Below are 18,349 nucleotides of genomic sequence, written 5' to 3'. Positions count from 1 at the left end.
TAAAACGCCTTTCGACAAACCCTGCCAAGGATTCCCCATGTCCCTCGCCCGTGGTTACGCCGCCCACACCCATACCGACCCGCTGGTGCCCTTCGAATTCGAGCGCCGCGCGGTTGGCCCGAACGATGTGCGCATCGAGATCCTGTACAGCGGCATCTGCCATTCCGACCTGCACCAGGCACGCGACGACTGGGGTGGCTCGATCTACCCGATGGTGCCGGGCCACGAGATCATCGGCCGGGTCACCGAAGTCGGCAGCGAGGTCACCCGCTTCAAGGTCGGCGACCACGCCGGTGTCGGCTGCATGGTCGACTCCTGCCGCCATTGCGATGCCTGCCAGCACGACCTGGAGCAGTACTGCGCCGAAGGTGCGACCTGGACCTACAACGGCCGCGAGCGTGAAAGCGGCGCACCGACCTACGGCGGCTATTCCGACCACGTGGTGGTCGAGCAGCGCTTCGTGGTCAAGGTCTCCGAAACGCTGGACCTGAAGGCAGCCGCGCCGCTGCTGTGCGCCGGCATCACCACCTGGTCGCCGCTGCGCCACTGGAAGGTCGGCCCGGGCCAGAAGGTCGGCGTGATCGGTCTGGGTGGCCTCGGCCACATGGGCGTGAAGTTCGCCAAGGCGCTCGGCGCACACGTGGTGATGATCACCACCACCCCGGAAAAGGGTGCCGACGCCAAGCGCCTGGGCGCTGACGAAGTGCTGGTTTCGCGCGATGCCGACCAGATGAAGGCGCATGCCGGCAGCTTCGACTTCCTGCTCAACACCATCCCGGTCAGCCATGACACCAACCCGTACATGGGCCTGCTCAAGCGCGAAGCGACCATGTGCCTGGTCGGTGTGCTGACCGAACTGGACCCGCCGTTGACCGGTGGCAGCGTGATCTTCGGTCGCAGGAACCTGACCGGCTCGGCGATCGGCGGCATGGCCGAAACCCAGGAGATGATGGACTTCTGCGCCGAGCACGGCATCGTCAGCGACGTGGAGATGATCGACATCAAGAACGTCAACGAAGCCTGGGAGCGCATGGCCAAGAACGATGTGCGCTACCGCTTCGTGATCGACATGGCCACCATCAAGGCCTGATCGCTGCGCTGATGGAATGAAGAAACCCCGGCATTGCCGGGGTTTTTTTTGCGTACGCCACCCGCCGGGCATGGCCCGGCGCTACCGGATTCGTGGCGGGTAGCGCCGGGCGCATTTTCAGTACGCGAACTCGCGGAACACCGGGTCGACGTCGCCGTGCCAGCGGCCATGGAACAGCGCCAGCTTGCGCTCGGCGGGGGTCAGGCCGGACTCGACGATTTCCTGCAGCACGTCCAGGAACTTGCTTTCATCCTGGCCATCGGCATTGCGCGCCGCACGGCGCTTGAGCCCGTCCACCGAAATCTTCACCGCCTCGCGGGCGAGGTCACGCACGGTGCCACCGCGGAACGGCAGGCCCATCGCGTGCTTGGGCACCCCATCACGCAGCGCATGGCGCTCGGCCAGGCTGAAGTCACGCACCAGATCCCACGCCGCATCCAGCGCCGTGTCGTCGTACAGCAGGCCCACCCAGAAGGCCGGCAGCGCACACAGCCGGCTCCAAGGGCCACCATCGGCACCGCGCATTTCCAGGTACTTCTTCAACCGCACTTCCGGGAACGCGGTCGTGGTGTGGTCCGACCAGTCGCGCAGGGTCGGCAGCTGGCCCGGCAGCACCGGCAGCTTGCCCTGCATGAAGTCGCGGAAGCTCTGCCCGCTGGCATCGTGGTAGATGCCATCGCGGTAGGAGAAATACATCGGCACATCGAGCAGGTAGTCGACATAGCGCTCGTAACCGAAGCCGTCCTCGAACACGAAGTCGAGCATGCCGGTACGGTCGGCATCGGTATCGGTCCAGATGTGCGAGCGGTAGCTGAGGTAGCCGTTCGGCTTGCCTTCGGTGAACGGCGAGTCGGCGAACAGTGCGGTGGCGATCGGCTGCAGCGCCAACGACACACGGAACTTCTTCACCATGTCCGCTTCGCTGGCGTAATCCAGGTTCACCTGCACGGTGCAGGTGCGGGTCATCATGTCCAGGCCGAGCGAACCGACCTTGGGCATGTACGAGCGCATGATCTTGTAGCGGCCCTTGGGCATCCACGGCATTTCATCGCGCGTCCACTTCGGCTGGAAGCCCATGCCGAGGAAACCCAGCTGCAGTTCGCCGGCCACCTGCGCCACTTCATTGAGGTGGGTGCCGGTTTCCACGCAGGTCTGGTGAATGGTTTCCAGCGCCGCACCGGACAGCTCCAGCTGGCCCGCCGGCTCCAGGGTCACCGAGGCGCCATCACGCAGCAGGGCGATGGTGTTGCCGTTCTCCTGCACCGGCGTCCAGCCGAAGCGGACCAGGCCGTTGAGCAGGGCCTCGATGCCACGCTCGCCATCGAAGGTCGGCGGACGCAGGTCATCCAGGCGGAACCCGAACTTCTCGTGCTCGGTACCGATGCGCCACTGCGAACGGGGCTTCTCGCCGGAGGCGATCTCCGCCACCAGTTGCGAGCGGTCGGTAATGGGCGTATCGGCGACGTGGCTGGGGCTCGACAAGGGGGTGGCTCGCTGGACGGTGGCAGGGGATGTGGGGCTGGGAGCCTTGCATCGCAAGGGCGCACTATAGCGTGGCGGCTCGTTACGTCATGCGACGGTGACGGGTTTCAGCATCCTACCGACACCCTCTTGACCCTCGTACACTCAGGGCCATGAGCCGCCATTCACGACATCCCGAGCTGCACCGTGCCGATCGCGTCGGCTGGCTGCGGGCCGCCGTACTGGGCGCCAACGATGGCATTGTCTCGGTCGCCGGCCTGGTGGTCGGCGTGGCCGCCAGCGGCGCCTCGGCCAGCACGATCCTGGCCACCGGCGTGGCCGGCACCGTGGCCGGCGCGATGTCGATGGCCGCCGGCGAGTATGTGTCAGTGCAGACCCAGGCCGATACCGAAAATGCCGATCTGGCGATGGAGAAGCGCGAGCTGCACGAAGACCCGCACAGCGAACTGGACGAGTTGACCGCGATCTACCGCCATCGCGGGCTGGAGCCGGCTTTGGCGCGCCAGGTTGCCGAACAGCTGACCGCCCACGACGCGCTGGGTGCCCACGCGCGCGACGAACTGGGCATCACCGAGGAACTGCGCGCGCGGCCGTTGCAGGCCGCATTGGCGTCGGCCGCCGCCTTCACCTGTGGCGCCGCGCTGCCGGTGCTGACCGCACTGCTGACGCCGGTACAGAACGTCGCCACGGCCACCACGGCCAGCACGCTGGCCGGCCTGTGCCTGACCGGCGCGATGGCGGCACGCGCCGGTGGCGCATCACCCACGCGCGGTGCCCTGCGCGTGATGTTCTGGGGTGCACTGGCGATGGCCGCCGCGGCCGCGGTCGGTCGCCTGCTGGGCGCACACGTCATATGACCGGCATGCCCCCCACCGCCATGGCACTACTGGCGGAGATGGCCAGCCTGGCCGGCTGCCAACGCGCTGAAGGCTATGCCTGCATCACCGCCCGCCGCGAGCACGGTGCCAGCTCGGTGGAGATTCCCCAGCCACAGTTCGCCATCCTGCTGGAAGGCCGCAAGCAGGTACGTACCGCCCACCAGTCGCTGACCTTCGTCCCGGGCGACATCCTGCTGATCACCCAGCGCTGCCGCATCGACGTGGTCAACACACCGGACCCGCAGACCGGACGCTACCTCAGCGCGATCGTGCCGCTGTGCACGGAAGTCCTGGCGGCGGCGCGCACGCTGTGGAGCGAGGCCTTGCCAACGGCCGGAGCGACGCTGGCCCGGGAGGCGCTGGGCGACCACGCCACGGTACTGCGCAGCTGGCGGCAGTCGTTGCAGGACGCCCACTACAGCGAAGCGCGGTTGGCGCTGGCCACGCTGGTGCTGGCGTGGTGCCGGCAGGGCCACGGCAACCTGCTGTTGCCGCACGCACCGACGCTGGGCGAGCAGATCCGCGACCGCATCGCCGCCGAACCGGCCCGCGACTGGCAGTCGCGCGACGTTGAGGCGCACTTCGCGCTGAGCGGTGCGACCCTGCGGCGGCGGTTGGCCGCCGAAGCCACCAGCCTGCGCCAGCTGCTGACCGAAGCGCGCCTGGCCCATGGCATGCAGCTGCTGTACACCACCGATCTGCCGTTGAAGACCGTGGCAGCACGCGCGGGGTATCGTTCCGCAGCGAGTTTCAGCAAGCGCTTCGCCGAGCAGTACGGGCTGGCTCCCACAGATATCTAGGGTTCTTCAGCAGGGCTGCGCCCTGCACCCGCAGAGGCAACGGCAACGGCAACAGCGACAGCAACAGCAACAGCGTGCATTCCGTGGGATGGCGGGGCGGTGTCGGATTGCGGGGACGCCGTAAACCCATCCATGGGGGCTTGGCCGCGGCATCCATGCCGCGGACACCCCGCAATCCGACACCGCCCCACCTCTGACAGATTCCGGTGGCCAGTAGATCCACGCCATGCGTGGATGATTTCCTCCAATTCCATTCGATTCATTTCGATGATTCCGAATTGAATTCGAAGAGCATCCACGCATGGCGTGGATCTACGTGTCGACCAAGGTCGACACCCACCAAAGGCAGGTCATGCCATTCCAACAGATCGCGGGAATCTGTCGAAGGCGGGGTGGGTCCGGTTGCGGGGGCGTGAGCCGCATGGATGCGGCGACCGAGCTTACATGGACGTACTTGCAGCGTCCCCCGCAACCGGACCCACCCCGCCATCCCACAGGAAACCAGCTTCTGCTGTTGCTTCGGCCGTTGCCGTTGCCGTTGCTGTTGCCTCTGCGGGTGCAGGGCACAGCCCTGCCGATAACCCCCATTGAGCATTCCGCGCAGTGCTTTGAGCGCCGCACGCACGCGCAACACGGCACGCTGTGCGCAACGGGCCTGCCCATCACTCACCGAGAAGAACCGCCATGACCCTGCGTCATCTGCCATTGCACGCCGCCCTCCTGCTGGCCCTGTCCTCCCTGCCGCTGGCCGCGCTGGCCGAGGCCACCTCGCCCGCCCCCACCCAGCAGGTGCCGGGCGTGCATCACCAGCGCATCGGTGCGCTGCAGGTCACGGCCCTGTTCGACGGCGTGGTTGCGCTCGGCCGGCAGGAAGTGGTCGACGTGCCGCCAACGCTGGTCAGCCGCCTGCTCGAAGGCCGCTATGTGCCCGAAGACAAGAAGGGCCTGCAGACCGCGATCAACGCCTTCCTGGTGCGCCAGGGCAAGCACCTGACCCTGGTCGATGCCGGCACCGCGAAGTGCTTCGGCCCTGACCAGGGCCAGGTGCTGGGCAACCTGCGTGCGGCCGGCGTAGACCCGGCCGAGATCGATGAAGTGCTGCTGACCCATGCCCATCCCGATCATCTGTGCGGGATCCTCGATGCACAGGGCAAGCCGGCCTATCCGAATGCGACGGTGTGGCTGTCCAAGGCCGATGCCCGCTACTGGCTCGACCCGGCCAGCGAAGCCACGGCACCGCAGGGCGTGCGCTTTGCCTTCGCGCTGGCACGCAACGCGATCGCGCCGTACCAGGCCGCCGGTCGCCTGCACACCTTCCAGCCTGGCGACGCCCTGCCGGGGCAGGCGGTGGCGATGGATACCCACGGCCACACGCCGGGGCATGTGTCCTACCGCTTCGACAGCCAGGGCCAGTCACTGCTGGTGTGGGGCGATGTGCTGCATTTCCATGCGGTGCAGTTCGCACACCCGGAAGCGGCATTCGAGGCCGATTCGGATCGCAAGGCGGCTACGGCCAGCCGTCGCAGCCTGTTGCAGGAAGCCACCGCCAAGGGCTGGTGGGTTGCTGGCGCGCACCTGCCCTTCCCCGGCCTGGGGCACGTGCGCAGCGAAGGCAAGGCCTATGCATGGGTACCGGCGGAATATTCGCCACTGAAATGATGTGCCGCCGGGCATGGCCCGGCGCTACCGCATCGCGGTGACGGAAAACATCAGGGTAGCGCCGGGCCATGCCCGGCGAGCGCAGCGGAGCGCCTTATTCCAGCCCCAGCCAGCCGCCGATGATGCCGCGGGCTTCATCCACGCCGGTACGGGCCGAGCCGGAGAACACCTGCACACTCACCGTATCGCCGAACGACGAATGCAGTTCCTTGCGTACCTTCTGCAGGGTCTGCATCTGCTGGCTGCGGCTGAGCTTGTCGGCCTTGGTCAGCAGCGCATGCGCCGGCAGGCCACGCTGCACGGCGTAGGCCAGCATCTGCCGGTCGTAGTCCTTCAGCGGATGACGGATGTCCATCACCACCACCAGCCCCTTCAAGGCCTCGCGGGTGCGGAAGTAGCGGTCGATGAAGGCCTGCCAGTGCGCCTGCAGGTCCAGCGGCACCTTGGCGTAGCCGTAACCGGGCAGATCGACCAGATGGGCGTCCGGGGTAACCTGGAAGAACACCAGCTGCTGGGTCCGGCCAGGCGTCTTGGAGACCCGAGCCAGGCTGTTCTGGCGGGTCAGCGCATTGAGCGCGCTGGACTTGCCGGCGTTGGAGCGACCTGCAAAGGCCACTTCAGAACCTTCATCGGGCGGCAGCTGCCCCATGTTGTGGGCAGAGAGGTGGTATTGGGCGCGTTCGATGAGCAATGACATGCGCATAGGATCGCATGTTGCGGCGCCGCGCGCCCGGCCCGGGGCCTTCCAGCGGGAAAATGCTGCACTGCTGCGTTGACCGTGCAAGGAAACGGCGTTGATAATCCGGGCGATGCCGGCCGCCGCCGCCCGGCCGGTCCATACGGAGCTTCAGCATGCGCCACGCTCGCGTTCTTGCCGTATCCGCCCTTGCTACTGCCGTTGTTGCCGCTGCTGCCTTTGCGCAGACCACGCTGACCCCGCTGCCCGACAACGGCCCGATCAAGACCGCCTCGCTCGAGGTGGATTTCAGCAAGACCACCTGGGGCGACGCCAAGGCCGGCCAGACCAAGGCCACCGCGTGTGCCGCCTGCCATGGTGCCGATGGCAATTCCACGGTGGAGATGTATCCCAGCATCGCCGGCCAGAGCGAGCGCTACGTCGCCCAGCAGATGGCCCTGATCGCCAATGGCCAGCGCAGTTCCGGCGCCGCCGTGGCGATGGTGCCCTTCGTGCAGAACCTCACCCCGCAGGACATGCGCGACATCGGCGCGTTCTTCGCCACGCAGAAGGCCAACGCCGGCATCGCCGACGACACGCCGGTGGCCGAGGGCCCGTACAAGGGCATGAAGTTCTACCAGATCGGCCAGCAGCTTTACCGCGGCGGCGATGCCCAGCGCGGGCTGCCGGCCTGCATGGCCTGTCACGGCCCCAGCGGCGCCGGCAACCCCGGCCCGGCCTACCCGCACATCGGCGGCCAGCACGCCAGCTATGTCGCCCGGCGCCTGCAGGAGTACCAGGCCGGACAGACCAACGAGACCGACAAGGCGCACTTCCAGATCATGGCCACGGTGGCGCAGAAGCTGACCGAGCAGGAGGTGCAGGCCCTTTCCAGCTACCTGCAGGGCCTGCACAACAAGGCCGACGATCTCGCCGCCGAAGGCGCTTCGACGCGACCGGCTGCCGCCCCCTGACCGCCACTGGTCGGCGCCGGTCGCCACGACGGCCCGTCGCTGCGGTATGTTTCCTTCACGCCGGCGGCTGCGCCGGCGTTGTCATTTTCAACGGAGATGCGTGTCGATGAGGTTGATTCCCCGCCTTCTGCTGTCCCTGCTGGTGCTGCTGCCGTTGGCGGCCTGCGCCGCCACCCCCGCCAACGCCCCGCTGGTCGAAGGCAAAGACTACGAGCGCATCGCCCAGCCTGGCCCGTTCCAGCCGCTGGCCGGCAAGATCGAGGTGGTCGAGGTGTTCGGCTACACCTGCCCGCACTGCGCCCATTTCGAACCGCAGCTGGCCGCCTGGGCCGCCAAGCTGCCGGCCGACGTGCGCTTCACCCCGGTCCCGGCCGCCTTCGGCGGTGCCTGGGATGCCTGGGCACTGGCCTACTACGCCGCCGACGAAGTGGGCGTGGCCAAGCGCAGCCACGCCGCTGTGTTCAAGGCCCTGCACGATGACGGCACGCTGCCGATGCAGAACGTCTCGGCCGATGAGCTCGCCAACTTCTACAAGGCCTACGGCGTGGCCCCGGAGCGCTACACGCAGGCCCTGCGCGGCGAGGCGGTACAGAAGAAGGTCGATGCCGCCCGTGCCTTCGCCCAGCGCACCCAGGTGCCTGGCACCCCGGCCATCATCATCAATGGCCAGTACCTGGTCCGTGGCAAGAGCTTCGACGACCAGCTGCGCATCGCCTCGGCGCTGATCGCCCAGGCCCGCGCCGCCCGCGGCCGCTGAACCAACACACACCATCGACACGGCGCTGTCGCCGCCGCATGTCATCATTTCCCTCTGGCCGGCGCCTGACGCCGGCCCCACCTTTCCAGATGCTGGAGACGCTTCCATGAAGACCCGTTTCGCCGCCCTCGCCCTCGCAGCGCTGCTGCCGATCCTGGCGGCCTGCAAGGCCGACGATGGCACCACCAACACCTCCGCCCCGGCAGAACCGGCAGCGACCCCGGCCAGCACCGAACCGGCCGCGCCGGCCGCAGGCGGCGAAGCCGCTGCACCGGCTGCCGAAGGTGACAAGACCGCTGCCAGCGCTGCACCTGCCCCGACCACCGCCGCGCTGACCGGCCCGGCCCCGGTGGAAGGCGCCGACTACCAGCTGATCCCGAACGGCCAGCCGTTCCAGCCGGCCGCCGGCAAGGTCGAAGTGGTCGAGATCTTCGGTTACGTCTGCCCGGCCTGCGCTGCGTTCCAGCCGCTGGTCGGCCCGTGGAAGGCTGGCCTGCCGAGCGATGTGAACTTCGTCTACGTGCCGGCCATGTTCGGCGGCACCTGGGACAACTACGCCCGTGCCTTCTACGCCGCACAGACCCTGGGCGTGCAGGAGAAGACTCACGAAGCGCTGTACTCGGCCATCCACTCGCAGAAGACCCTGAAGGGCGAGCGCGGTGCTGATTCGGTCGATGACATCGCCAAGTTCTATGGTGCCTACGGCGTGGATCCGAAGCAGTTCGCCGCCACCATGGGCAGCTTCGCGGTCAATGCCAAGACCAACTCGGCCAAGCAGTTCGCCCAGCGCAGCCAGATCAGCGGCACCCCGTCGATCATCGTCAACGGCAAGTACCTGGTGAAGGGCAAGAGCTTCCCGGACATGCTGCGCATTGCCGACCACCTGATCGCCCGCGAACGCGGTGCGGCCCAGGCTCACTGATCAAAGAGACGTTTTTCCGGCCGTGACTTCCCCCACAACACGGACCCTGCGCTTGCTGACGGCCAACATCCAGGCCGGCTCAAGTACCCGCCGCTACAGCGACTATGTGACCCGCAGCTGGTCACATGCGCTGCCGGCGGGTCGCAAGCGCAGCAGCCTTGACGCGATTGCCACTTTGGCGCGCGGTCATGACATCGTCGGCCTGCAGGAGGCCGACCCGGGCAGCCTGCGCTCGGGCTTCACCAACCAGACCCATTACCTGGCCCAACGCGCCGGCTTCAATTACTGGAGCCACCAGCCGAACCGGCGCATGGGTGGCGTCGCCTCCAGCGCCAACGGCCTGCTGAGCAAGCTGGAACCGGTGGAAGTGCAGGACCACGCCCTGCCCGGCCGTATCGGCGGGCGCGGCGTGCTGCTGGCCAAGTTCGGCGATGGCCGCGATGGCCTGGCCGTTGCGGTAGCGCATCTGTCCTTGGGCGCCGGTTCGCGGATGGCCCAGCTCGGCTTCATTGCCGAGCTGTTGTCCGACCACCCCAATGCGGTGCTGATGGGCGACTTCAACTGCCTGGCCGAACGTCCGGAAATGCAGGTGCTGTACCAGAAGACCCGGCTGCAGCCGCCCGGCTGCATCGTGCCGACCTTCCCCAGCTGGCGCCCCGACCGCGCCATCGACCACATCCTGGTCAGCAGCGGCCTGCAGACCCGCACCGTGGAAGCGGTGCCCGCTGCGTTCTCCGACCATCTTGCCTTGGCGATGGCAATCGACGTCCCGGCCGACGCCCTGCGCTGAGCCCTGCCGCTGCGCTCGCCGGGCATGGCCCGGCGCTACCGCCCCTGGTAAGGGCCCAACCTTGGTTGGAAAGCTGCCCTGGTGGTGCGGACCCCGTTGGCAGGCTGAGCTGGTGGGTGCGGACCGTTGGTCCGCACGCTCTCCGCCGGGCATGGCCCAGCGCTACCCCGCCTGCGCCACCGGCACCTTCAACCGCCGTGCGGTCATCGTGCTGCCCACCGAGGCCAGCACCGTGCAGCCGATGGCCAGCCACTGCAGGCCATGCAGGTGCTCATGCAGCAGCAGCATCGCCCACAGCGCGGCCACCGCCGGTTCCATGCTGATCAGGATGCCGAAGGTCTCCTTGGGCAGGCGCTTGAGCGCCATCATTTCCAGTGACATCGGGATCGCGCTGGACACCAGCGCCACCACCAGCCCGGCCAGCAGGATCTTCGGCTCCAGCAACGCCGCGCCGGCATGCACCACGCCCACCGGCACCACCACCAGCGACGCGGCCAGCAGCCCCAGCGACACCGAATGCCCGGCGTGCAGGTGGCCGGCGCGCTTGCCGAACACGATGTACAGGCCCCAGCACGCTGCCGCCCCCATGGCGTACAGCACGCCCACCGGGTCCAGTGCCGGGCCGCCGCCGATCGGCAGCAGCAACAGCAGCCCGACCGCCGCGCAACCCACCCACAGGAAATCGATCGGCCGCCGCGACGACAGCATCGCCACCGTCAACGGGCCGGTGAATTCGATGGCCACCGCGATGCCGAACGGGATCGTGCGCAAGGCCATGTAGAACAACAGGTTCATCAGGCCCAGGGTGAGGCCGTAGCGCAGGATGGTGACCGCATCCACGCGGCTGGTCTTCCAGCGCCATGGCCGCCAGAACAGCAGCAGCAACAACGCCGAAAAGCCCACGCGCAGCGCGCTGGTGCCCTGCGCGCCGATCAACGGAAACAGCTGCTTGGCGTAGGAGGTACCAATGGCCAGTGCGGTGACCGAGCCGAGCACCGCCAGCGCCGGCAACATCGGCGCGATTCGAGAAGTCTGCATGCCGCCAGTCTATTGCGTCGGCGGCGAGCACTTGGCTCAATTGACGGCCCGTCCGTGCAACTTCTGCTCACCATGGCCACCGCCCCCGTGCTGGACAGCTTCGACCGCGCCATCCTCGCCCTCCTGCAGCAGGACAACACCCTGCCGCAGCGGCAGATCGCCGAAGCCGTGCACCTGTCCACGCCGGCGGTGCAGCGGCGGATCAGGCGCCTGCAGGACAGCGGGGTGATCGCCGCCAACGTGGCGGTGATCGACGCTGCGAAAATCGGCCGGCCATTGACCATCATCGTCGAGGTGCGCGTGGTCAGCGAACAGCGCGAGAAGGTCGCCCCGTTCCGCCGCCGCGTGCAGGACGACCCTGCCGTGCAGCAGTGTTACTCGATCACCGGCGACGGCGATTTCCTGCTGCTGCTCTCGGCGGCATCGATGGAGGAATACGAGGCGATCACCGAGCGCTTGTTCGGCGGTGATGACAACATCGAGCGCTTCCGCACGTCGGTGGCGCTGGGCACGTTGAAGCGCGGGTTCGACGTGCCGCTGACATGACGCAGATGCCGTCGAGCCTGTCCTGCTCCTACACTGGTGACGCATGAACACCGCTTCCCCCTCCAACGCCAGACGCCTGCGCCGCTGGTTGCTGCGTGGCGCCTTCCTGCTGATCCTGGTCATCGCGGCGATGGCCTTCTGGAACAGCCCGTGGGCTGCCGCACCGAAGATGCTGTGGACACTCTCGCGCATGCCACCGGCCACGCAACTGCCGGTGCCGGTGGACGGCGTGCGGCCCCGGCAGATCGCCGATACCTTCGGCGCACCGCGCGGGCGCGACCGCACGCACGCGGGTATCGACATCTTCGGCAAGCGCGGCACGCCGGTGCGCAGCGCTACCCCCGGCGTTGTCGCCGACATCCGCGACAGCGGACTCGGTGGCCGCCAGGTCTGGGTGATCGGGCCGGGACGCGAGCGCTATTACTACGCGCACCTGGAAGACTGGGCCGATGGCCTGGCGCGCGGCCAGGTGGTGCAACCCGGCGACCTGCTCGGCCATGTTGGCGACAGCGGCAACGCCAAGGGCACGCCGCCCCATCTGCATTGGGGCATCTATGGCGCCGACGGCGCGCGGGACCCGCTGCCGCTGCTGCAACCGCAGAGCACCCGCTGACGGCAACCGAGCCGAGCCGCGAGGCCGCACGCGTTTGCTCATGATTTGTAAATAGGAATAGTTCGTATTACCATTTCTTTCGTTTCCGGTGGTGCCAGGACGGCCTGCCCGCCCTTCCCCTACCCGTAGCGCCTCGACTCCTGGATGACGGCCGAACGCGCGTGCCCGTTGCAGGAATCCGCATGATCCGTCCCGCCTTCCGTACCCCGCAGCCGCAGCGGCTGTCCGTTGCCGTGCTCGTCGCGCTCTGCGCCGTCGCACCCACCGCTTTCGCCGAAACCGCCACCGACCCGACCACCCTCGACAAGGTCGTAGTAAAGGGCGAGCGCGCCGAAGGCTATTCGGTGCGCCGTACCTCGGCCGGCACCCGCTTCGACCTGGCGCCGCGCGAGATCCCGCAGTCGGTCAGCATCATCAGCCACCAGCGCATCGAAGATCAGCAGCTGGACGACATCATCGACGTGCTGGGCAACACCACCGGCGTCACCAGCACCCAGTCCGACAGCGAGCGCACCGAGTTCTATGCGCGCGGCTTCTACATCGATGCGTACCAGTTCGATGGCCTGCCCACGCAGATGGTGCAGAACTGGAGCTACGGTGACTCCGGCCTGGACCTGGCCCTGTATGACCGCGTGGAAGTGGTGCGTGGCGCCACCGGCCTGCTCAGCGGCGCCGGCAATCCTTCCGCCTCGGTGAACCTGATCCGCAAGCACGCCGACAGCGCCGAACTGACCGGCAGCGTGTCGGTCAACGTCGGCAGCTGGGGCCGCACCCGCACCACCGTGGACGTGGGCAGCGCACTCAACGCCAGCGGCACCGTACGCGGCCGGGTGATCGGCAGCTACCTGGACACCGATGGGCAGATGGACCGCTACAACCAGCGCAAGACGCTGGGCTATGCGGTGATCGACGCCGACCTGACCCCGGATACCCAGCTCAGCGTGGGCTACGACTACCAGCAGAAGCGCGCCAACGGCGCGACCTGGGGTGGCTTCCCGATGCTGTACTCCGACGGCAGCGCGACCCCGTACGACGAATCGTTCAACGCCAGCCCGAACTGGACCTACTGGGACACCACCAGCAAGCGCGCGTTCGCCACCCTGCAGCACGCCTTCAGCAACGGCTGGAAGTTCAAGATCGGCGCAACGCATGACCAGACCAAGGCCGACGACAAGCTGTTCTACCCTGCGTACAACGATTGGACCACCGGCGCCTCGAACTTCGACAAGACCACCGGTGCAGGTATTTCGCCGTCCGCAGGCTTCTACAACACCGAGCGCAAGGTCACCGGTGTCGATGGCTATGTTGATGGTCCGTTCCAGCTGTTCGGCCGCGAGCACCAGTTCATGGCCGGGCTGAGCTACAACAAGCGCGACTACGCCAACTACGGCGACTACCAGGTCGGCGGCGCCGGCCAGAGCTGGGACCCGTTCGCCAGTTACCTGAACTGGACGGGCAACATCAGCGAGCCGAACTGGAACCCGCTGGCGCTGGCCAGCGAGGGCACCATCACCCAGAAGGCCGGCTATGCCGCCGCACGCCTGTCGCTGGCCGATCCGTTGAAGCTGATCATCGGCGCGCGCTACACCGACTGGAAGAGCGAGGGCGAAGGCGCAGATCGCGAGCACAAGGTGACCACGCCGTATGCCGGCCTCGTGTTCGACATCAACGACACCTACTCGACGTACACCAGCTACACCGAGATCTTCCAGCCGCAGACGTTGAAGGACCGCAACGGCAGCTATCTGGACCCGGTGGATGGCAAAAGCTACGAAGTGGGCGTCAAGGGCGCCTGGTTCGACAACCGTTTGAATGCCTCGCTGGCGGTGTTCCGCATCGAACAGGACAACGTCGGCCAGATCACTGGCGAGCCGGTGCCCGGCAGCCAGAACGAATTCGCCTATCGCGCCGCACGCGGCACGGTGAGCCGTGGCTTCGAGTTCGAGCTCAACGGCGAACTGGCACCGGGCTGGAACGCCACGTTCGGCGCCTCCCGTTACGTGGCCAAGGATGCCAACGATGCCGACATCAACACCAACCTGCCGCAGACCGCGCTGAAGCTGTTCACCAGCTACACCCCGCAGTCGCTGCAGGAACTGACTGTCGGCGGCGGTGCCAACTGGCAGAACCGCATCTACTACCCGGTGCCGGCCTATGGCCGCATCGAGCAGAGCGGCTACGCACTGGTCAGCGCCTTCGTGCGCTACCGCATCTCGCCGGAGTTCAGCGTGCAGGCCAACCTCAACAACCTGCTGGACAAGAAGTACCTCTCGCAGATCAATGGCTACGGTGCGTATGGCGATGGTCGCAACGGCTCGCTGACGTTTACCTGGTCGTTCTGAAGAAAACGTCGCCGGGCATGGCCCGGCGCTACCGCGGCAACAGCAGCGCCGGAATCTCTCCGGCGCTGCTGTACCCACATCAGAACCGCAGGTCCGCGCGCAGGTACCAGTAACGGCCACGCGGGATGTCGTAGGTGGAGGCGTCATAGCCGTTCAACGAACACGACAGGCAGATCGGCGGGTCCTTGTCGAACACGTTGTTCAGGCCCGCCGTCAGCTGCAGGCCCTTCATCCAGTCGATCTTGTAGCCCACCTGCATGTCATGGAAGGTGGTGGCCGACAGCGTGTTGGTGCCGGCGGCCTGGTTGCTGCACACCGGGAACGCCACGGCGTCACCGCAGTCTTCGGTCAGTTCGGAAATGTGGCGTACCGTCCAGTTGGCGCTCCAGTTGTCCAGCGTCCAGCCGATGCTGGCGTTGCTGGTCCATTCCGGAATCGAACTGTCAGCCACTTCCACGCCGGGCTTCTGCGGCTGCCGCTGGCCGGCCGCACCGGTGGCCTCATAGCGACCGACGAACGTGTTCTTCCAGCCCAGCTTGAACTGGCCGATCGAGCTCTGCGGCAGGGTCCAGAACAGATCCACATCCCAGCCGTCGGTCTTGATTGAACCCAGGTTGGTCAGGCGGTTGTTGAAGCTGCTGACCGCACCGGTGCTGGCACGCGTGATGCCGTCGCAGTAGATCGGGTCCAGGGTATCCACGCACAGGTCCAGCTGTGTCTGCGCGTTGATCGCCTGGATCGCGCCATCGATGTTGTGGCGGTAGAACGTCACTTCCACGTCGAAGCGCTCCGACCACGATGCATCGTTGCCGAACCAGGGGCTCCACACGAAACCGGCACTGAAGCTGCGCGACCGCTCCGGCTCCAGCTCGCGGTTGCCGCCGGTGGTCACCGAGATCTGCGAGTTGGCCTGCTGGAAGCCGGTCGGCACGCCCAGCGATGCGCAGTTGGCCGCACTGCCACGTGGCGGTGTGCCACCCAGGCCCACCGAGCAGGGATCGAACAACTGCAGGTCAGCACGCGCAGCCGAGCCGTACAGCTCGCCGATCGACGGTGCGCGGAAGCCTTCGGCGTAGGTGGTACGCAGCACGAAGTCATCGGTCACCTGCCAGCGCAGGCCGTACTTGGGCGTGAACTCGCCACCGAAGGTCGAGTAATCCGAGTAGCGGCCAGCCAGGCTCAGGTCCAGCTTCTTGCCCAGTGCCGAGTCGGCGAAGATCGGCACGCTCAGCTCCAGGTACGCTTCGTTGACGTCGTAGGAGCCGGACGTCGGCTGCGACGGTACGCCGTTGTAGTGGCCGATCACCGTCAGCGGGTCAGGCTGGTACGAACCTTTGTACTTGCGATGTTCGAGACCGGTGGCGAAGGACACCGGGCCGGCCGGCAGGGTGAACAGATCGCTGGACAGGTTGGCGGTGAACAGGCTCAGCTCGTTCTGGCTGCGGTCGCGCACCACCGGCTGGATCCAGCGCAGCATGTCCGGGGTGATCGAACCGGCGCCACCGAAGATGTTCAGCGGTACGCAGCCCGGCGTGGCCGCGCACACCGCAGGATCGCCCAGCGCCATGTTGACGTTGTAGATGTCGTAGCTGCCGTAGTTGGTCTGCTCGGCCTTGTTCTTGCTGTACATGCCGTTGACGTCCCAGTACCAGCTGCGGTCAGCGGCCTGGAAGTTGCCGACCAGGCCGGTGGCGAAGTACGTGGTATCCACCTGCTGTTCGAATACGCGCGCGCCGCCTTCCACCGGGCGGCGGCCGATCAGGCTCATGTTGCCCGACGACACCAGGTCGAAGCCGAACGGGTTGTACGGGTTCAGTGCCGAGACGACGATGTTGTCGGCCAGCGGATTGCCGGTGGCGCCATCAGGGCCGAAGAACAGCGGCTCCGGGCCGGCCTGGTTGGTCGACTCGCGGCGGTTGCCCAGTGCCTTGACGTACCACTGCACGTTGTCGGTGATGTCGAACCGGAACTGGCCGAACAGGCCCTTACGCTCCGACGGTGTCAGCACCATGTTGTATTCGGCGAAGTTGAAGCGATCGGCGCTGGTGAAGCAGTGGTAGTCGTCGGTGCGGTTGCAGCCGGCGCTGCCGTCGTAACGCGGGCTGCTCACGCCGGTGTTGGGCACGATGTCCTGTTCGGCACCGGTGTTGGGATCGACGAAGGCGAAGCGCCCCTGCGGAATGCCGCCGCTGCCGAAGGCCAGGCCGGTGCCGGGGATCGGGAAGCGCGACTGCTCGCGGTCCTTCGCATACACCGGGTCCTGCTTGGTCCAGCTTGCCCCCAGGAACAGGCTGTAACGGTCGCCGCTCTTGCCCCAGGCCAGGTCCACGCCCTTCTGCGTGCCATCGCCCTTGCCATACTGGCCGTAGTTCATCGTCACCTGGCCGCCATCGAAATCGCGGCGGGTGATGATGTTGACCACACCGGCGATGGCATCGGAGCCGTACAGCGACGATGCGCCGTCTTCCAGCACTTCGATGCGCTCAACGATCGCCAGCGGGATGGTGTTGAGGTCGGTGGCCGAGCCCACGCCCGAGGCCGAGGATTCATTGACCCAGCGGATGCCATCGACCAGCACCAGTACACGCTTGGCACCGAGATGGCGAAGGTCCACCTGCGCCGAACCCGCGCCGACGCCGCTGCCGTCGGGTGGGAAACCGAAGTTGCCCGACGAATTGAACTTGGCATTGAGCGCCGAGCCCGAGCCGGTGAGCTGTTGCAGCACTTCACCGATCGAGGTCAGGCCGGTGCGTTCGATGTCGGCGCGGTTGAGCGTCTGGACCGGCACCTGGCCTTCCACTTCAGCGCGCTTGATGCGGGTACCTGTGACTTCGACGCGATCCAGGTCGGTGGTGGCCGATTGGGCAGCAGCCCCCAACGGGGCCAGTGCGGTCACGCACAGCGCGACGGCAACCGCCAAGGGGCGGTGATGCAGGTAATTCATTCGCTCTCTCTCCAAAGGAATGTCGGGACATGGACTGCCGCGCTCCCCCCTGCATGGCGGCAGCGTCTCCTTTGTAAACAAGCGGTAAACATCGCGGCGTGATGCCCGACACTCTTTCACGCGAATTTGACGATTCTGAAAGCAGATAACGTCATTTGCCTACGTATTCACCAGAATGCGCGTACGACAACATCGCCGTAGCGCTGGCTCATTCCCGCCGGGGTCACGGTAGCGCCGGGCCATGCCCGGCGAAGTGTCGAAGAGGTCTCTGCCAAGCCCGGCGCGCATCGCAGGTCTGCCGCCGGGTATGACCCCGCGCTACCGGTACACGTGCGGCCTTCCCTTGGGAAGGCCGCACCCGTGATCCACTCACTGCACGAACGCGATGCGTTGCATGCCGGTGGCTTCGGCGGCGGCCAGGATCTTGGCCATGCCGTCGTACTCGGCCGACGGATCGGTGCTGATGCGCAGCTCCGGCAGGTTACCGGCATGCTCGCTGGCCTGCGCCTGCAGGCGCGACTGCAGATCACCGATGGCCATCGGCTGCCCGTCCCAGCTCAACTGACTGGACGCATCCAGGCGCAGCTCGATCGGCGGCGGCGGTTCGGGGCGATCCACCACGCGATCGGTGGCCTGCGGCAACTGCACGTTGATCGGCCGCGACAACATCGGCGCGGTCACGATGAAGATGATCAACAACACCAGCATTACATCCACCAGTGGCGTGACGTTGATGTCCGCCAGCGGGCCGCTTCTTCCTGCGCTACTGAATGCCATGTGCCGCTCCCTGCAGCAGGGCCGGTCGCCCCAGCCCAAACCTACGCCGCACAACCGCCCT

Annotated in this window: 16 protein-coding genes; 11 read left to right on the top strand and 5 right to left on the bottom strand. The window is 66.8% G+C overall.

Annotation, left to right across the window (positions count from 1 at the left end; genetic code table 11):
* Positions 1 to 37 precede the first annotated feature (37 nt).
* Positions 38 to 1,090, top strand: a complete 1,053-nt coding sequence (locus BW38_RS15405) for an NAD(P)-dependent alcohol dehydrogenase (protein WP_032975406.1) — start codon at positions 38 to 40, stop codon at positions 1,088 to 1,090.
* A 117-nt stretch (positions 1,091 to 1,207) separates the two neighbouring features.
* On the opposite strand, the gene BW38_RS15410 is transcribed toward BW38_RS15405, so the two are convergent.
* On the bottom strand, positions 1,208 to 2,572 hold the full coding sequence (locus BW38_RS15410; protein ID WP_025874082.1) for a glutamate--cysteine ligase: 1,365 nt from the start codon (positions 2,570 to 2,572) through the stop codon (positions 1,208 to 1,210).
* 152 nt (positions 2,573 to 2,724) lie between these two features.
* Between BW38_RS15410 and BW38_RS15415 the strand changes: the two genes are divergently transcribed.
* The 3 genes from BW38_RS15415 to BW38_RS15425 all read left to right on the top strand — a co-directional run bounded on the left by BW38_RS15415 (position 2,725) and on the right by BW38_RS15425 (position 5,909).
* Positions 2,725 to 3,429 (top strand): VIT family protein, encoded by a 705-nt coding sequence (locus BW38_RS15415; protein ID WP_032975405.1) that lies wholly within the window; start codon positions 2,725 to 2,727, stop codon positions 3,427 to 3,429.
* The gene (locus tag BW38_RS15420) at positions 3,426 to 4,250 is read left to right on the top strand and encodes a helix-turn-helix transcriptional regulator (protein ID WP_032975404.1); all 825 of its coding nucleotides are present in this window, start codon (positions 3,426 to 3,428) and stop codon (positions 4,248 to 4,250) included. The genes BW38_RS15415 and BW38_RS15420 overlap by 4 nt, the downstream gene beginning before the upstream one ends.
* Before the next feature lie 684 nt (positions 4,251 to 4,934).
* A complete protein-coding gene (locus BW38_RS15425; RefSeq protein WP_032975402.1) occupies positions 4,935 to 5,909 on the top strand; it encodes an MBL fold metallo-hydrolase in 975 nt (324 codons plus the stop codon).
* Between the two features lie 94 nt (positions 5,910 to 6,003).
* Here BW38_RS15425 and yihA read toward each other — a convergent pair whose 3' ends face one another.
* Entirely contained in the window at positions 6,004 to 6,606 is a 603-nt protein-coding gene (gene yihA, locus BW38_RS15430; protein ID WP_025878662.1) for a ribosome biogenesis GTP-binding protein YihA/YsxC, read from the bottom strand.
* A 155-nt stretch (positions 6,607 to 6,761) separates the two neighbouring features.
* Between yihA and BW38_RS15435 the strand changes: the two genes are divergently transcribed.
* The 4 genes from BW38_RS15435 (at position 6,762) to BW38_RS15450 (ending at position 10,028) form a co-directional block, all read left to right on the top strand.
* Positions 6,762 to 7,559 carry a c-type cytochrome gene (locus BW38_RS15435; RefSeq protein ID WP_025878663.1) on the top strand — a complete coding sequence of 266 codons (798 nt, stop codon included), beginning with the start codon at positions 6,762 to 6,764 and terminating at the stop codon, positions 7,557 to 7,559.
* A 106-nt stretch (positions 7,560 to 7,665) separates the two neighbouring features.
* Entirely contained in the window at positions 7,666 to 8,316 is a 651-nt protein-coding gene (locus BW38_RS15440; RefSeq protein ID WP_032975401.1) for a thiol:disulfide interchange protein DsbA/DsbL, read from the top strand.
* 106 nt (positions 8,317 to 8,422) lie between these two features.
* Complete coding sequence (locus BW38_RS15445; RefSeq protein ID WP_025878665.1) at positions 8,423 to 9,238, top strand: thiol:disulfide interchange protein DsbA/DsbL; 816 nt, start codon at positions 8,423 to 8,425, stop codon at positions 9,236 to 9,238.
* A gap of 22 nt (positions 9,239 to 9,260) precedes the next feature.
* Positions 9,261 to 10,028, top strand: a complete 768-nt coding sequence (locus BW38_RS15450) for an endonuclease/exonuclease/phosphatase family protein (protein ID WP_032952088.1) — start codon at positions 9,261 to 9,263, stop codon at positions 10,026 to 10,028.
* 162 nt (positions 10,029 to 10,190) lie between these two features.
* Here the strand turns inward: BW38_RS15450 and BW38_RS15455 are convergent, their stop codons facing one another.
* A complete protein-coding gene (locus BW38_RS15455; RefSeq protein WP_025878667.1) occupies positions 10,191 to 11,066 on the bottom strand; it encodes an EamA family transporter in 876 nt (291 codons plus the stop codon).
* 72 nt (positions 11,067 to 11,138) lie between these two features.
* Between BW38_RS15455 and BW38_RS15460 the strand changes: the two genes are divergently transcribed.
* The 3 genes from BW38_RS15460 (at position 11,139) to fhuE (ending at position 14,567) form a co-directional block, all read left to right on the top strand.
* A complete protein-coding gene (locus BW38_RS15460; RefSeq protein ID WP_025878668.1) occupies positions 11,139 to 11,612 on the top strand; it encodes an Lrp/AsnC family transcriptional regulator in 474 nt (157 codons plus the stop codon).
* Between the two features lie 43 nt (positions 11,613 to 11,655).
* Entirely contained in the window at positions 11,656 to 12,225 is a 570-nt protein-coding gene (locus BW38_RS15465) for a M23 family metallopeptidase (protein WP_032975400.1), read from the top strand.
* Positions 12,226 to 12,407: 182 nt separating this feature from the next.
* Positions 12,408 to 14,567 carry a ferric-rhodotorulic acid/ferric-coprogen receptor FhuE gene (gene fhuE / locus BW38_RS15470; RefSeq protein ID WP_032975399.1) on the top strand — a complete coding sequence of 720 codons (2,160 nt, stop codon included), beginning with the start codon at positions 12,408 to 12,410 and terminating at the stop codon, positions 14,565 to 14,567.
* A 79-nt stretch (positions 14,568 to 14,646) separates the two neighbouring features.
* Here fhuE and BW38_RS15475 read toward each other — a convergent pair whose 3' ends face one another.
* On the bottom strand, positions 14,647 to 17,511 hold the full coding sequence (locus tag BW38_RS15475; RefSeq protein WP_032975398.1) for a TonB-dependent receptor: 2,865 nt from the start codon (positions 17,509 to 17,511) through the stop codon (positions 14,647 to 14,649).
* A gap of 369 nt (positions 17,512 to 17,880) precedes the next feature.
* A complete protein-coding gene (locus BW38_RS15480; protein WP_025878672.1) occupies positions 17,881 to 18,288 on the bottom strand; it encodes a biopolymer transporter ExbD in 408 nt (135 codons plus the stop codon).
* Between the last annotated feature and the right edge of the window lie 61 nt (positions 18,289 to 18,349).

The organism is Stenotrophomonas sp. RIT309, from assembly GCF_000632045.1.
GTDB classification, from domain to species: Bacteria; Pseudomonadota; Gammaproteobacteria; order Xanthomonadales; family Xanthomonadaceae; genus Stenotrophomonas; species Stenotrophomonas indicatrix.
This window is presented reverse-complemented; position numbering and strand designations above follow the sequence as displayed.

Coding starts and splice junctions, on each gene's coding strand:
- BW38_RS15420 (WP_032975404.1), top strand. CDS start 3,426: ATGACCGGCATGCCCCCCACCGCCATGGCACTACTGGCGGAGATGGCC.
- BW38_RS15440 (WP_032975401.1), top strand. CDS start 7,666: ATGAGGTTGATTCCCCGCCTTCTGCTGTCCCTGCTGGTGCTGCTGCCG.
- BW38_RS15465 (WP_032975400.1), top strand. CDS start 11,656: ATGAACACCGCTTCCCCCTCCAACGCCAGACGCCTGCGCCGCTGGTTG.
- BW38_RS15425 (WP_032975402.1), top strand. CDS start 4,935: ATGACCCTGCGTCATCTGCCATTGCACGCCGCCCTCCTGCTGGCCCTG.
- BW38_RS15455 (WP_025878667.1), bottom strand. CDS start 11,066: ATGCAGACTTCTCGAATCGCGCCGATGTTGCCGGCGCTGGCGGTGCTC.
- BW38_RS15435 (WP_025878663.1), top strand. CDS start 6,762: ATGCGCCACGCTCGCGTTCTTGCCGTATCCGCCCTTGCTACTGCCGTT.
- BW38_RS15475 (WP_032975398.1), bottom strand. CDS start 17,511: ATGAATTACCTGCATCACCGCCCCTTGGCGGTTGCCGTCGCGCTGTGC.
- BW38_RS15415 (WP_032975405.1), top strand. CDS start 2,725: ATGAGCCGCCATTCACGACATCCCGAGCTGCACCGTGCCGATCGCGTC.
- BW38_RS15445 (WP_025878665.1), top strand. CDS start 8,423: ATGAAGACCCGTTTCGCCGCCCTCGCCCTCGCAGCGCTGCTGCCGATC.
- yihA (WP_025878662.1), bottom strand. CDS start 6,606: ATGTCATTGCTCATCGAACGCGCCCAATACCACCTCTCTGCCCACAAC.
- BW38_RS15480 (WP_025878672.1), bottom strand. CDS start 18,288: ATGGCATTCAGTAGCGCAGGAAGAAGCGGCCCGCTGGCGGACATCAAC.
- fhuE (WP_032975399.1), top strand. CDS start 12,408: ATGATCCGTCCCGCCTTCCGTACCCCGCAGCCGCAGCGGCTGTCCGTT.
- BW38_RS15405 (WP_032975406.1), top strand. CDS start 38: ATGTCCCTCGCCCGTGGTTACGCCGCCCACACCCATACCGACCCGCTG.
- BW38_RS15460 (WP_025878668.1), top strand. CDS start 11,139: ATGGCCACCGCCCCCGTGCTGGACAGCTTCGACCGCGCCATCCTCGCC.